General features: G+C 40.8%; 12 protein-coding genes. All 12 read left to right on the forward strand.

Going from position 1 to position 13,897, the window contains the following annotated elements:
• Window positions 1-305 precede the first annotated feature (305 nt).
• The 12 genes from C900_RS26230 (at window position 306) to C900_RS26285 (ending at window position 13,887) form a co-directional block, all read left to right on the forward strand.
• The gene (locus tag C900_RS26230) at window positions 306-572 is read left to right on the forward strand and encodes an acyl carrier protein (protein ID WP_009583473.1); all 267 of its coding nucleotides are present in this window, start codon (window positions 306-308) and stop codon (window positions 570-572) included.
• A gap of 74 nt (window positions 573-646) precedes the next feature.
• Entirely contained in the window at window positions 647-1,921 is a 1,275-nt protein-coding gene (locus C900_RS26235; RefSeq protein ID WP_040497612.1) for a beta-ketoacyl synthase N-terminal-like domain-containing protein, read from the forward strand.
• Window positions 1,922-1,960: 39 nt separating this feature from the next.
• Window positions 1,961-2,890, forward strand: a complete 930-nt coding sequence (locus C900_RS26240) for an alpha/beta fold hydrolase (protein ID WP_009583475.1) — start codon at window positions 1,961-1,963, stop codon at window positions 2,888-2,890.
• Between the two features lie 65 nt (window positions 2,891-2,955).
• Window positions 2,956-4,152, forward strand: a complete 1,197-nt coding sequence (fabD, locus tag C900_RS26245; protein ID WP_040497616.1) for an ACP S-malonyltransferase — start codon at window positions 2,956-2,958, stop codon at window positions 4,150-4,152.
• A gap of 51 nt (window positions 4,153-4,203) precedes the next feature.
• Window positions 4,204-5,136, forward strand: coding sequence for an alkaline phosphatase family protein (locus C900_RS26250; RefSeq protein ID WP_009583477.1), 933 nt, complete (start codon window positions 4,204-4,206; stop codon window positions 5,134-5,136).
• 5 nt (window positions 5,137-5,141) lie between these two features.
• Window positions 5,142-5,825, forward strand: coding sequence for a 4'-phosphopantetheinyl transferase family protein (locus tag C900_RS26255; RefSeq protein ID WP_157494246.1), 684 nt, complete (start codon window positions 5,142-5,144; stop codon window positions 5,823-5,825).
• Between the two features lie 11 nt (window positions 5,826-5,836).
• Window positions 5,837-6,097 (forward strand): phosphopantetheine-binding protein, encoded by a 261-nt coding sequence (locus C900_RS26260; protein WP_040497614.1) that lies wholly within the window; start codon window positions 5,837-5,839, stop codon window positions 6,095-6,097.
• A gap of 1,487 nt (window positions 6,098-7,584) precedes the next feature.
• Window positions 7,585-9,945, forward strand: coding sequence for an ABC transporter permease (locus tag C900_RS26265; RefSeq protein WP_009583480.1), 2,361 nt, complete (start codon window positions 7,585-7,587; stop codon window positions 9,943-9,945).
• A 191-nt stretch (window positions 9,946-10,136) separates the two neighbouring features.
• Window positions 10,137-10,466, forward strand: coding sequence for a TfoX/Sxy family protein (locus C900_RS26270; protein WP_009583481.1), 330 nt, complete (start codon window positions 10,137-10,139; stop codon window positions 10,464-10,466).
• A gap of 129 nt (window positions 10,467-10,595) precedes the next feature.
• Window positions 10,596-10,931, forward strand: a complete 336-nt coding sequence (locus C900_RS26275; RefSeq protein WP_009583482.1) for a hypothetical protein — start codon at window positions 10,596-10,598, stop codon at window positions 10,929-10,931.
• Window positions 10,932-11,328: 397 nt separating this feature from the next.
• A complete protein-coding gene (locus C900_RS26280) occupies window positions 11,329-12,441 on the forward strand; it encodes a Fic family protein (protein ID WP_009583484.1) in 1,113 nt (370 codons plus the stop codon).
• Between the two features lie 273 nt (window positions 12,442-12,714).
• Complete coding sequence (locus C900_RS26285; RefSeq protein WP_040497615.1) at window positions 12,715-13,887, forward strand: HEAT repeat domain-containing protein; 1,173 nt, start codon at window positions 12,715-12,717, stop codon at window positions 13,885-13,887.
• Window positions 13,888-13,897: the final 10 nt, after the last annotated feature.

A 13,897-nucleotide genomic window follows, 5' to 3' on the forward strand; every position in this document is an offset into this window, starting at 1 on the left:
TGTATTGCACAACTTGTCATTGGTACTTTGGAGGGATCTATGCACAAGTAGCTGCTCCAAAGGTGCATGGATCTCTCCCTTGGGTCCCCGAGAGCAAGCTCAGGACAGGTGAGATGACTGTACTTCTAAGAAGAGGTTTTTCTTAACTTAATAACATTGGGGGATCGGGCAGGGGGGATGAACGGACGGCAGCAGGCAAAAACAGTAGGCAAAAGGTGTGAGTAGGCCTTCTGACTTGGGTCTTCTCATGCTCAATACTAAAAAATAAATAAACCAAGTATATAACAATCTAAATAAGAGAAACTATGTCAAAAGAACATGTATTTGAAACAGTAAAGAATGTCGTTATGGAAATACTTCCGGATGTGGAAGCAGAGCAGATCACAATGGATAAGAGTTTAAGGGATTTGGGAGCTAACTCCATAGACAGGATGGAAGTTGTTACCATGTCAATGGAAGAGCTAGGCCTCAAAATACCTTTGATGAGTTTCGCGAATGTCAGCAATATTGAAGGGTTGGTCGATGTACTGGCAGAGAACTATGCTGCCGTCAGCGAAGGCAATACGATGTGATTTATCCGCAATTACGCCAGGTCGACATCGACCTGACCTGTTTACTTTTTTTGTTATGTAATGTGAGATAAATAATGTTGAATAAAAATAAAGTTGGAATTACAGGGATGGGGATAGTCTCTTCTATAGGTGGTGATGTTTCCTCATTTTGTAATTCTTTGAAGAGTGGCATTTCCGGTATCAGACAAACCTCTCGTAAAAAGGAACCAAAAGTAGCTGTTGATATTGCAGCGGAAATACAGGATTTTTCCTTTCAGGCACTTCTGGATCGTTTTGAAGATGTGCCGGACGAGAAAAGCCGTCATGCCAGGCGCTTGGGCCAGAGAGCTCCTTTCGTTATTCAGACTTCCATTATATCTGCCATAGAAGCATGGCATAATGCCAGATTATTTGACAACAAGCCTTTGCCCGAGTGGGTGGGGCTGATTGTGGCCGGTCAGAACAGCACTCAGAACTATCAATATGATCTGATGCCAAAATTTCGCAAAAACCCTGAATACCTGTCGCCCCGGTATGCACTTGAGTTTCTGGAGACCAACCAGGTGGGAGTTTTGAGTGAACTATTTGGTATACAGGGTGAAGGCTTTGTAGTGGGAGGCGCCTCTGCCACCGGCAACGTAGGCATTATCAAAGGGTATCAACAAGTGCTTTCCGGTTTTACTGATGTTTGTCTGGTGGTAGGTACTATCGCTGACTTGTCACCCATGGATATACAAGGTTTTATTAATATAGGAGCCATGGGCGGTAAAAAATATATTGATCAACCGGAGAAGGCTTGCCGTCCTTTTGATACACAGCATGAAGGCTTTATTTACGGACAGGCCAGCGCATGTGTAATCCTTGAGTCAGAATCAAGTGCAACCAGGAGGGGAGTACCCTTTTTGTCAGAGATCAAAGGAGGCTCTTTAAATCTTGACAGCAACAGTTCAGCTAATCCGAATGTAAACGGAGAGTCAAAAGCTATGCTATCCGCTCTGGAACAGGCCGGCCTGTCCATTTCGGATGTTGACTACATCAATACCCATGGCAGCTCGTCATCTCTGGGGGATAAAACTGAGGCCGAAGCTATTAAAAATGTTTTTGGAAGCCATTCACCGGATGTATGGCTTAATGCAACAAAAGGCCTGACGGGTCACTGCCTGTATTCAGCAGGTGTTGTGGAAGTGGTAGCCACAGTATTACAGATGAGGGAGGGGTTTCTCCATCCGAATAAAAATCTTGAAGATCCGGTACTTAAAGATCTGAAATTTTGCGGAGCTGAGGCGGTTAACCACCAGGTTAACGTTGCGATGAGCAACTCTTTTGGCTTTGGCGGAATAAACACCTCTGTCGTCCTGGAACATAAATAACTGAATGTTTACTAACAGAAGAATTCATATTAAAGAGATATGCTAAAAAATATTAAATGGAATAGTCAGTCACTTGATTCCTGGTCAGAAAAATATGCGCGGGGAAAGTTCATAGACCTAAGTGGGCGCAGAACACATTATATAGAAAAGGGGAAGGGAGACCCTGTGATCCTGCTGCATGGTTTTTTCTATGACTCATACCTCTGGGCTGAGAATATAGATGCACTGGCAAAAAATCATAAAGTATATGCGCTGGACCTTTGGGGGTTTGGGTATAGCACACGCGAGCCGCTTGATTACGGGTATCAGCTTTACGCTGACCAGGTCTTACAGTTTATGGATCATCTATCTATACCAACGGCCTCTCTTGCCGGACAGTCCATGGGAGGCGGTACGGCTATTCTGTTTTGCTTGTTGCATAGGGAAAGGGTAAATAAACTGATATTGGTGAACTCAGCAGGTTTGCCTAATAAACCTCCGTTAGACAGCAAAATAGCCTGTATCCGGGGAGTCGGAGAATTTATATTTGGTTTAAAAACCGAAGCTATTAGAAAAAATAGCCTAAAAGAAGCCTTTGTGCATAAAACCGAGCTTGTTACACAACACTATTTTGAGCATGTGACATGCTTTCATAAAATACGTCATACAACAGAAGTACTTTTAACCGTACTCAGGAAAAACTTTTTTGACAAGTTAAGTGATGAAATACATCGTCTGGCAACAGTAGATGTACCAATCCTGATTGTTTGGGGAAAGTATGACAAAGCGATCTCTCTTCGCCATGGAGAGGAAATGAACCGTATTCTGAAAAACTCGCGACTCGAGATCCTTGACAATGCAGGACATGTCTCCAACTTCGATTGTGCCGAGCAGTTCAATAAGCTTGCCGTGGAATTCTTGACAGAAATCTACGATAAGGAACGTGAAAGTATTGCCTCGCAATCGGAAGCAACAGCAGTGAGCAGTTAAAAGGCCTTCGTATTGTGGTTGATGACCTCACCTTTTATTTAAAACACTTAAAATTAAAGCAGAAAATGAAGAAAGCATATGTATTTCCGGGACAAGGCTCCCAGCGAAAAGGAATGGGCGGGGACCTTTTTGATGAGTTTCCGGAACTGACAAAAAAAGCAGATAAGATACTGGGTTATTCGATAAAAGATCTTTGTCTTAATGATCCGGATAAGCAATTGAATCAGACGCAGTATACCCAACCCGCACTGTATGTGGTGAATGCGCTGTCTTATAAAAAGAAAATAAAAGCAGGAGAGAAGCCGGATTTTTTGGCAGGCCATAGTTTGGGAGAATATAACGCGCTGCAGGCGGCAGGGGTTTTTAGTTTTGAAAATGGTCTCAAGCTGGTAAAAAGGAGAGGAGAACTGATGAGCCAGGCCAAAAACGGAGGGATGGCTGCAATTTTAAATTCTTCGGAAGAACAAATTCAGGCGATCCTTAAAGAAGCGAACCTGACCACAATCGATATTGCGAACCTAAACGCTCCTTCGCAGATCGTGGTTTCCGGTCTGAAGGAAGATATTAACAAGGCACAGCCCTATTTTGAGAAAGCAAACACAATGTTTGTTCCCTTAAATACAAGCGGAGCTTTTCATTCGCGCTATATGGAAGATGCTGCGAAGGAATTCGGTAAGTTGGTGAAGAAGACTAAATTCTTAAAGCCGAAAATAGAAGTAATAGCCAATGTAACGGGCAAACCATACGAATTTAAAAATGTTGCCGATAACCTGATCGACCAGTTATCTAATAGTGTGAGGTGGTCTGAAAGCATGACTTACATTTTGGACCAGGGTGAGGTGGAATTTGAAGAGCTTGGTGTGGGGGATGTACTGACCAAGCTGATTGGATACATCAAAAGAGATTATGATCGAGAGGCAAAAGCTGCTAATGTCCAGTCCACATCAAAAGCCGGGTCGAACGGTAAAAAAGCACCTGAAACTGTATCAGGTGGCGCAAAACCAGCCGCCAAGCCTGTAAAAGAGGACAATGCAAGGAAGAAGGAAAACACTGCCGTACAAAAACATCAACCGGACGCTACAACACTTGTAGAGCAATGGAATAAAGCTCATCCCGTTGGAACTAAGGTGATTTCTGATTTCTACGACACGGAATTGGAAACCAGGACAGAGGCGATGCTATTGTTTGGCCACCGGGCAGCAGTGTACATGAAAGGCTACAATGGCTACTTCGATCTAAGGGAAGTAAAACCTGTAGTGTAATGAACCTGCAGAAGACACAAGCAGGAGTTTTATTCAGTTAAAATGTAGCAGATGAAAAACAAACTAATATTTATCTTCCTGGATGGCATCGGCTTGGGCGAGCATGTGGATACTAACCCTTTGACAAAAGCATCCATGCCCACAATGCACAGCCTGGTTGGCGAGCCGCTAACCCGCCATACCAATGTAGTAGAGTCGGATATACTGGTAAAAGGTATAGATGCCTGCCTGGGCGTGGACGGAATACCTCAAAGCGCAACAGGGCAGACGTCTCTATTTACCGGTTTTAATGCCCAGGCATTTCTGGGGCATCATTTGATGGCGTATCCCAACAACCAGTTGATATCGTTGATCAACAAAAGGTCGATCTTAAAATATGCCAGGGAAAAGCACATCAAGAGTATTTTTGCTAACTCCTATACCGATGGCTTTTTCAAATCTTTTGATAAGACCTCACCCAACTATAGCGTTACAACACGGTGTGTTTTAGCTGCCAGAACAAATTTTAATACCCTTGATGATCTTATAGAAAACAGAGCGGTACATTGGGACATTACCAACAGTACTCTGCAGGATATACCCAACAACAGGGTGCCTTTAGTATCTCCGTTTAAGGCAGGACAAAACCTTAAAAATATAACCGATGACTATGACCTTGTCTTATTCGAATGCTTTTTGCCTGATCTGATAGGTCATAAAAAGGATATGGATAAATCCATTATGTTCCTGGAAATGTTCGATGAATTTCTCAAAGGAGTGATTACCGATAAGGCTGAAAATGTCCATATTTTAATTTCAAGCGATCATGGAAATATCGAAGATCTGTCTTTTGGAGGCCATTCCAAAAATCCCGTCCCGCTTATTTTCATCGGAAACAGAGCGCCTCAGTTTCTGGATGTTAACTCGATTGATGAAATATTCAATGCCATATTCTTAAAATTATTCGACACGGCCTCTATTGCCGAATTTGAAAAGGTTAGGTGATGCCGATGATAAATATATTTTTTACGTCATTTAAAGAGCCACTGGAGCAGGACCTTATGTCGGAATATCTGTCGTTGCTATCGCCAGAGTTACGAGAAAGAAACTCTCGCTTTCTGCGCTGGCAGAACAGACATGAACATCTGCTTGGGAAATTGCTTCTTATAGAAGCACTACGGATGTATGGAGTTGAGAGGAACATCTGGGATTATATAAGGTATAATTCATACCAACGGCCATATTTAACATTGCCTGGCTATGACTTTAATGTATCGCACTCCGGTGATTTTGTAGTCTGTGCTATTGGTAAGAATATCAGGCTGGGCATCGATATTGAAGAAAACAGAAAAGTAAACTTCAAAAATTTCCATAGTCTGATGACCCCTGGTCAGTGGGACGAAATAAATAGGGCAAACAATCCATTGAAGGAATTTTACAGATATTGGACCATCAAAGAGAGTGTCATCAAGGCAGATGGTAGAGGATTTGCCATTTCACTGGACGAACTTGAGGTGAAGAATAATTCCGTACAATATGAGGATGAGCAGTGGCTTGTTACAGAGTTGGAGTTTGCCAACGGCTATAGTGGAGCATTGGCGACTGACGAATGGTCAGAATATAAAATGCATGAAATAGACTTTTACAGATCCAGCCCGGCCAGCCGGGTTAGATCAAAATTAGTTTCAACTTAAACAGAAATGATATGACTGAAAACCACATTTACGATTTGATTGTTGCTCACGTGGCTGATATCTCTTCAGGCGTAGAGCATGGGCCGATTACGCGATCTTCAATGTTATCTCCCCTTGGGATGGATTCCATTGGACGTGCTGAATTAATAGCAAGAATACAGGAGGAATTATCCTTAGCCATACCGGCATACGAATTTCATCAAGCGAATGACCTCGGTGAACTGGCAGCAATATTTGCGAGCAAACTAGCGGAGAGACAAAAAAGTGCCTGAATGAAAAGTATTAATAAAACCTTTTCGAAAGCATAAAAGATGAAATCTTGCCAGAATATGGCATTTAAAATTAATCTCCTGTAAACCCGACATAGATGTAGCTGCAGATTTGATCATTCTCTGAGTTCTGTGGAATTTGTCTCGTTGGGTTGCAAAAAAAGGTGCCTTTTTCTGACACCTTCTTCAAACAAACCTGAAAATCTACATCTTTAATTTAACCACAGAGAACGCCGGGGAGGCACTGAACGGGCATAGAATTACGCTGTGCCCTCTGAGCCCCCTCTGCGACCTCGCGGTTACATCATCGCTGCGCCTTCAGTAGGTCATTAGCATTCACTGATCCCAGTTCCTCCCTTTTTTTGGTGTTCTTGCATCAAACTACCCCTTTGAGTCCATCTTAATAATCCCCTTCAGGAGTCATCCTGAATTTCAGGATTCCCTGATTAGTCTCTACCTTACACATTTTTGAGGGTTCCTAATCAGGTACATTCCTCAGCATAAGCTTTGGGAAACCTGAATTGTGTTTATTTTTTTGACTTACGGAGTTAAACAGACCTAAAAAACCTCTTTAAGATCATTCTGCCTGTCCCGAACTTGCCTCCATAGCCGTTAACTTAAGCACTCCGCTAGGAACTCAAAGCCTATAGACCTCGTAAAATGATGGAAAAACTCTAAATCCAATCATTTTTATTCCTGGCATTGAGTTATCACCTCACCCTTGAACAGGCTGAAATATAAGCACAGAAGAACCGCCCTCTCCTCAAGTCTCCTCAAGGAGAGGGATGTACAGACTGCAGTAAAAGCACAGGCTCTTGATGGGTGAGGTGTGAAATATGTATTTTCTAAAAGTCATAGTTTCTTTAAGTTACCGCGTATGTCCTCTGGGACTATATTTACTGTTAAGTTAACAGCTATGGAACTTGCTTCGGGGAGGCACGAAGAATTACTAAGTTCAAGGATACTGCCAGCAACTTAGGAAAGATCCTTCCTCACGTACCACTGAAAAGTTTTCATTACATGCTGATAGTCAGAGAATTATTCAATTCCCCACTACCGTCATGGATCAGGGGGATCCTGAATATTTTCTCCCGTTGCTCTACAAAAATTCCAGGATGACATGATGATTTCTGTTCCTTCTTTGCTTACTTCTGTGGTTAATGATGGCATAATGGCATAATGTAATTATCCACAAAATCAACTCAAAGTTGTAGTTCTCCTGAGGATGACTACCCTTTTTTAAGCATTTTATATCGAACCCACGTTAGTTAAACTTGAGAGAATGCAAATATGTAGCAAAACGTGCTTCAGGAGCTTGAACGGACATCGTATCATATTGATACACGTTTACTGTGTCATTATGAAGCGGTTTTCAGTTGAATATGATATATTTTTTATACAAGTAATTGTTTATTAATAAGTTGTATTTCTGGCATGTTGTTAGTTTTAGCATGTAAATGTATTGCAATAGTTTACTAACTAATTTGGAAATGCTCAAAAATTATCTCAAAGCTACGATCAGGAACCTGGTAAGAAACAAGATATTTTCAACCATCAACATCTTTGGATTAGCCATCGGGCTTGCCAGTGCATTATTTATCGGATTGTGGATAAATGATGAATATTCGTTTGACAAGCAACATAAAAAGGGCGATCGAATTTATAAAGTGATCAATGAGATCGAGTTTAACGGAAAGCCTGAAGTCACCACCAATTCACCAATACCATTTGCTGAAGTATTGTCCACGGAGGTACCAGGTATAGCGCAGACCATTAAAATGTCTAAACCTCATTTCAGTCTTTTTAAGTATGTGGACAGGAAAATAGAAGAAGCAGGGATATATGCGGATACAAATATTCTGGAGGTATTTGATTTTGAATTGGTGAAGGGCGATCGAAAGACCGCTCTTAATAATAAGTTTTCATTATTAATCACAGAAGGACTTGCCGAGAGGATATTCCAGGGGGAAGATGCCATGGGTAAATCAATAACTGTTGATGACTGGGGCTACCGCAATGACTACACCGTGACGGGTATCATTAAAGATATACCCCAGCAGTCAAGCTTACAGCTTGAGTATATCATGCCTTATGAAACATATCTGGACCACAGGCCCTGGTACAACAAATGGAGCCTTTATAATGAACCCTTGTTTGTTTTACTCGAAGAAGAAGCTGTTGAGGCTGAGGTAGAAGATGCGATATCGAAGATCATTTATCAGCATTACGAAGGCCTGAAAACGACAAGTTATCTTTATCCTTATCAGGAGTTATACCTCCATTCGAATTTTACCAAGGGTATTGCAGCGGAGGGTAGAATTATCTATGTAAGAATGTTCGCGGTCATCGGCCTCCTGATCATCCTTATTGCATGCATCAATTTTATGAACCTTTCTACCGCTAAGGCAGCACAAAGGGCCAAAGAAGTTGGGATCAGAAAAACCATAGGTGCACATAAGAACAGTCTTATAATTCAGTTTCTTGGGGAGTCGGTGCTTTTGGCTTTAGTTAGTGGAACTATCGCTGTCACGACTACCCAGGCGCTACTTCCATTTTTCAACGCACTTACCGGCAAGGCAATAGAAATGCCTCTGGATAATCCCTATTTTATGGGTATAGTTTGCCTGACATGCGTGGCTACCGGCTTGTTGGCCGGCATTTATCCTGCATTATATCTTTCAGCCTTTAGCCCAAGCAAAGTACTAAAGGGTATTTACAAAGGCGGTAAGGCTTTTGGGGGTTTTAGAAAATTGTTGGTTGTGGTACAGTTTACACTGTCACTCATATTTATTGTCGGCAGCATATTCATTTACAAACAATTTGAATATGTGATGAATAAGGACCTGGGAGCGAACAAGGACAATATCATTTTTCATCATCTCAACGGCATCATGGGCGACCCGAGCGCATATAAAAATGATGTGATGGCGCTTCCGGGGGTGAAAAATATGACAGTTTCATCAAGCAGCCCATTTTCGATCGTTAGCTCTACCATAGAAGTGAGCTGGCCCGGAAACCCTGACAATGAAAATATAACCTTTGATATAATCCAGGCAGATGAAGATTTTGTTGAGACCTTTGGGTTGCGTTTTAAAACGAAGCTGGATGCTCCGCTGAAATCAGACAGTATAAATGTACAGTTTTTATTGAATGAGGAAGCAGCAAAAGTGATGGGATTGAATGATCCTGTTGGCGCTGCGATTACAACCTTCAGCGCCCAGGGACAGGTAGTGGGCATAGTAGAGGACTTTCACAATAAAAGTTTTTTTGAAAAGATCAGTCCTGTAGTTATCATCATCACCGACCACAGGATCTGGGGATCATACATTGCTTTGGAAGATGGAGGCAACTTGGAAGAAACAATTGCCGGCATAAAAGCAGTCTATGATAAATACGAGCACAGCTATCCTTTTGACTATAGCTTTGTAAATGAAGAGTTTGCTGAAAAATATGTTGCGGTCAGGAAGGTCGGTGAACTCAGCGGCATATTTTCTGCCATTGCTATTGTGGTGTCATGTTTAGGACTCTTTGGGTTGTCGGCCTTTATTGCCGAACAAAGAAAGGCTGAGTTAGGCATTAGAAAAGCTTTTGGAGCTTCCATAAGCCAGCTCATATTTACTTTCCTAAAGCAGTTTCTGTGGCTTGTAGCCATGGCTTTTACTGTAAGCGCTCCCCTCTGCTGGTATTTCGTCAATAACTGGCTCCATCAATTTGAGTATAAAATTGATATTGCGCCTGTTCCGTTTCTTATAGGTGGTTTTTTAGTTCTTTTGATAGCTCTGTGTACCGTTAGTTTCAATACCATAAGGGTTGCAATAGCCAACCCGGCAGACACACTCCGGCAAGAGTGATGATTTCGAGCGTGGGTGTGCGGGCATGCCGCATTGGAGACGAACGTGTTGCAACGTGCTCAAGCCGAGAAGTGCCTCACAACAGATCAAAAGTTTTACAACATGACTGAGCAAAAAGAATACACTGAATTCATTGACCATATTCTTTGATACACTTACATTTGATAAAATACTCCAAGTAATTTACACTCATGGCTTACAGTGAGGATATAGCAACCCACATCCGGCAGGCGCTTGCTCATTTACCGGATGTAGAAGAGAAAAAGATGTTTGGCGGTTTAGCTTTTATGGTGAATAATAAAATGTGCATGACAGCCAATGCCAACCGTATGATGTGCCGCATCGATCCGGCCTTACATGAAGAGGCGCTACAAAGAGAAGGCTGCACTACGGTAGTAATGAAAGGGCGGGAGTATAGAGGATATGTTTATATTCATGCAGATAGTCTGAAAACACCGGCCGATTTCGATTATTGGGTGTCCCTTGCGGTGGATTTTAATGAGAAGATTAAGGACGCTTGATAACCGTCATGTACTAAACCTGTTGTTGATGAAAGTTCGTTACATACGTTTTTTCGCCCACAAGGTATGTTTTAACCATTTGCAAAATCTCTAACACAGCCATACTTTTAGGAAAAATTAAACTTACTCATGATTGACCTTACCGCTTTTCTATTTCCATTGTTATTTAAATTACCACAAATGGTGATTATAGGCTTCTGCCTCTATTATTGGTCTAAAAGACAAAGTATTGACGGCATACTGATGACAATCGGTTCGGTAATTATTTTTGCTGTCTCGGTTTTTACCACCTTTGCTCCCCAATTTTTATTCAATACCGATACAGACTACGTTACTATAATGATGTACGTTAGTGGTATCGGAGGAATTGGCTCCATTGCTTTTGCTGTCGGCTTTGGGATAATGATAGCGAGTGTATTAAAAGAAAAAAGAAATACTGCCCTGGATGATGTGGCGGGGGTCTAGCATAACTTAAGGGATGAGGAGTTTTCCGCTTCATCCTGAACGCAGCGCAGCGGAGATTCTCAGGCTCAGTAGTCCTGCATTTAATTCGTTATATCTTCATGCTGTTCTTTGGAAAATAATTTTATATATTGGTAAAATTAAACTGGTAGGCAACACTAAATAAAGTTATATTGGTGCTGCTTTAGCCGGTTTTAAATGTTTGTAAGTATTTATAAACAGATAAACTGCGCTATAGTGGATATATGTGCAACGTTGCATATATTCAAACGTTATCGGCTATTTGACAGAAAACCAAGATCATTACAACAATGGCAGGACAAAGAACTAACGAGAGCAGTTTTTACCCTTATCGGTAAAACAAGTGTAAAATTTGTGTATTTTTACCCTTATTGGATGGATGAGAGTAAAACTTACCCTTGATAAAATGGGCGAATTTGACAGAAAAATACCATACAATGACCTGCCACTGCTACCGCCAAAAGCAGACATTGAAACCAAAACAATACTTCGAAAGACTATTTCGGCAGGCAGAGCATTAGCAATGCTAAACGGAACATTGCTGAATTTGCCCAACCCTACTCTGTTTTTAGATACAATATATTTACAGGAAGCAAAGGCAAGTTCTGAGGTGGAGAACATTATTACCACCAATGACGAACTTTATAAATCGATGGTAGCGGACAGAAAAGTGGGAAACTCTGCAACAAAAGAAGTACTGAGTTACAAAGAAGCACTTTGGTTGGGTCTGGAACATCTCAAAAAAAAGCCGTTCATTACGACAAACCTTTGTATTAAAGTAGTCCAGTGCATCAAAGAAAATAACGCATCAATACGTGTTACACCAGGAACAACTTTGAGCAATACGCAAGGTGAAGTGATTTATACTCCACCAAGTGGTGAAACCGTTATCCGTGATAAGTTAGCGAATTTGGAAAAATTTATCAACGAGGATAACACCCTTGATCCTTTGATAAAAATGGCTTTAATGCATTATCAATTTGAAGCTATACATCCTTTTTCCGATGGTAATGGAAGAGCAGGACGAATTTTATTATTGCTGTATCTCAAATTATCAGGTTTATTAGATACACCTGCCATATTCCTGAGTGAATACATCATCCATAATAAAACGGAATACTACCGAAGATTGCAGGACGTCACCGAAAATGGCGAATGGGAAGCCTACCTTTTATATATGTTGGATATGATTGAAGAGACAGCAAGGAAAGGCTTGGAACGGCTGAATAAAATCACAACAACAATGGATGAAATTGGAAACGAAATCAAAAAGAAACTACCAAAAATTTATTCCAAAGATTTAATAGAGATTTTATTTCGTTTACCATACACCAAACGTCAACATTTGATTGACGAAAAACTAGGTAATCCGAAAACAGTTGGGAATTACTTGCAAACTTTGGAGAAAAATGGATTTTTACAATCAGTAAAGGTTGGCAAGGAAAAATTATACCTTAACAATCACTTGCTGAAAATATTGGAAGAAAAATAACAGCCGATAACATTGCATATAGCTTATGGCGGGTTCAGCCTTAAGACCAAGGTTTTGGACTTTTAATCAAACTCGTTTTGGAAGGAAGGGAATGATCTCCGTAAACCGCCACACGCCATATGCTGGACCGTTGTGCTTCATGCGAAAAAGGCCAACACGCAAACAGACACATTTGCTTGCCCCAATACACAGCCTGACACTTCGCAAGCAAAAGAGCCTGTTTTTTTGCTAACAGCAGGACAATAAAGTAAATTTACAATTTGAAAATATTCTATGGCATCATTTAAGTCTGACGACAGTTTTTTAGAGAAAATTTCCATTGGGGCAATTGGGACAAAACAAGTATATAAAAATCTTATTGATCTAGGGCATCAACCAATCGAATTAGAACGTGGATCAATGAGTTACAAAATATGGAAGAAAATTAAGATAAAGAGAATAAGAGTTCCCGATATTTTATTGGTTGATTGTGGGGTTCGTATTGAATCAAGAGCTAAAACAAAGCTTGAAATATCGATGTCACATTCTGAATCCGACCCGACAAGAGGATGGGATTATGGTCTTAAAGACTCTGACCTTGTGGCTTTAGTTGTTTGTTCAAAAGAGGGGGAAGAGCCGATTGATTGGAAGGCAGATGAAGTAGTGCAATATGTAAGTGTAAAAGCCCTCAGAGAAGCAGCTCAAAATGGATCGGTGGATTATGTAAAGCCTAAGGGAGCAGAAGAAGGTTTTGAAGCGAGAATCACATGGCCATCCGCAGTTGCATCGTCAGATGGGACAGTCATACAAATAAAAGATGATAGAATTCAATTTTCAAGAGCCAGTGATAATAGAACAATCAGCTTAAGTCTTAAAAAGAAAGGAATAGAAATTACACCTTTAGTTCTTGCTGGTGAAAAAATTAAACAAAATCAGATAATCGCATCCTCTGTTCCTGTTCAACAGGATTTTACTTCTATCCCTGTAGATGAGTCTCACTTTATCTTAAATCTTAATAGCACTGATCTTAGTGATAGATATGCCGCATCAAAGGCTTTATCTTTCTTTAAATCAAAAAATTCAGAAAAGGCATTATTGGAAAGAATAGCTGATGCTAATGAACATATCTACGTAAAATTAGAGGCAGCAGCTAGTTTAGCTCGTTTTGGGAAAAATGATGGCTATACCTTTATAGAAGAATGTTTACTGAAAAATGATTATGCTCAAAATGTTCTGGAATCAGTCATAGTTTTAGCTGAAATTAAATCTGATAAGGCGTGCCAAATTTTAGCTACTGTACTGCAAGATGAAAAATATGGGCCTGAAATTCGTGCTGGTGCGGCTTGGGCTCTTGGTGAACAGAACAGTAAAGATTCACTTAGCGCATTAGTTAAGAGCTTCAATAATGTAAATGAATTGATAAAAATCGAAGCAGCTAGTGTAAAGAATTACAAAAAGACGAACTAATTTTGATAAA

This window comes from Fulvivirga imtechensis AK7 (assembly GCF_000331535.1).
Taxonomy (GTDB): domain Bacteria; phylum Bacteroidota; class Bacteroidia; order Cytophagales; family Cyclobacteriaceae; genus Fulvivirga; species Fulvivirga imtechensis.

Bases quoted from the DNA above. Each gene is read 5' to 3' on its own strand.
- C900_RS26230 (WP_009583473.1), top strand. From the start codon at position 306: ATGTCAAAAGAACATGTATTTGAAACAGTAAAGAATGTCGTTATGGAA.
- C900_RS26235 (WP_040497612.1), top strand. From the start codon at position 647: ATGTTGAATAAAAATAAAGTTGGAATTACAGGGATGGGGATAGTCTCT.
- C900_RS26240 (WP_009583475.1), top strand. From the start codon at position 1,961: ATGCTAAAAAATATTAAATGGAATAGTCAGTCACTTGATTCCTGGTCA.
- fabD (WP_040497616.1), top strand. From the start codon at position 2,956: ATGAAGAAAGCATATGTATTTCCGGGACAAGGCTCCCAGCGAAAAGGA.
- C900_RS26250 (WP_009583477.1), top strand. From the start codon at position 4,204: ATGAAAAACAAACTAATATTTATCTTCCTGGATGGCATCGGCTTGGGC.
- C900_RS26255 (WP_157494246.1), top strand. From the start codon at position 5,142: ATGATAAATATATTTTTTACGTCATTTAAAGAGCCACTGGAGCAGGAC.
- C900_RS26260 (WP_040497614.1), top strand. From the start codon at position 5,837: ATGACTGAAAACCACATTTACGATTTGATTGTTGCTCACGTGGCTGAT.
- C900_RS26265 (WP_009583480.1), top strand. From the start codon at position 7,585: ATGCTCAAAAATTATCTCAAAGCTACGATCAGGAACCTGGTAAGAAAC.
- C900_RS26270 (WP_009583481.1), top strand. From the start codon at position 10,137: ATGGCTTACAGTGAGGATATAGCAACCCACATCCGGCAGGCGCTTGCT.
- C900_RS26275 (WP_009583482.1), top strand. From the start codon at position 10,596: ATGATTGACCTTACCGCTTTTCTATTTCCATTGTTATTTAAATTACCA.
- C900_RS26280 (WP_009583484.1), top strand. From the start codon at position 11,329: ATGAGAGTAAAACTTACCCTTGATAAAATGGGCGAATTTGACAGAAAA.
- C900_RS26285 (WP_040497615.1), top strand. From the start codon at position 12,715: ATGGCATCATTTAAGTCTGACGACAGTTTTTTAGAGAAAATTTCCATT.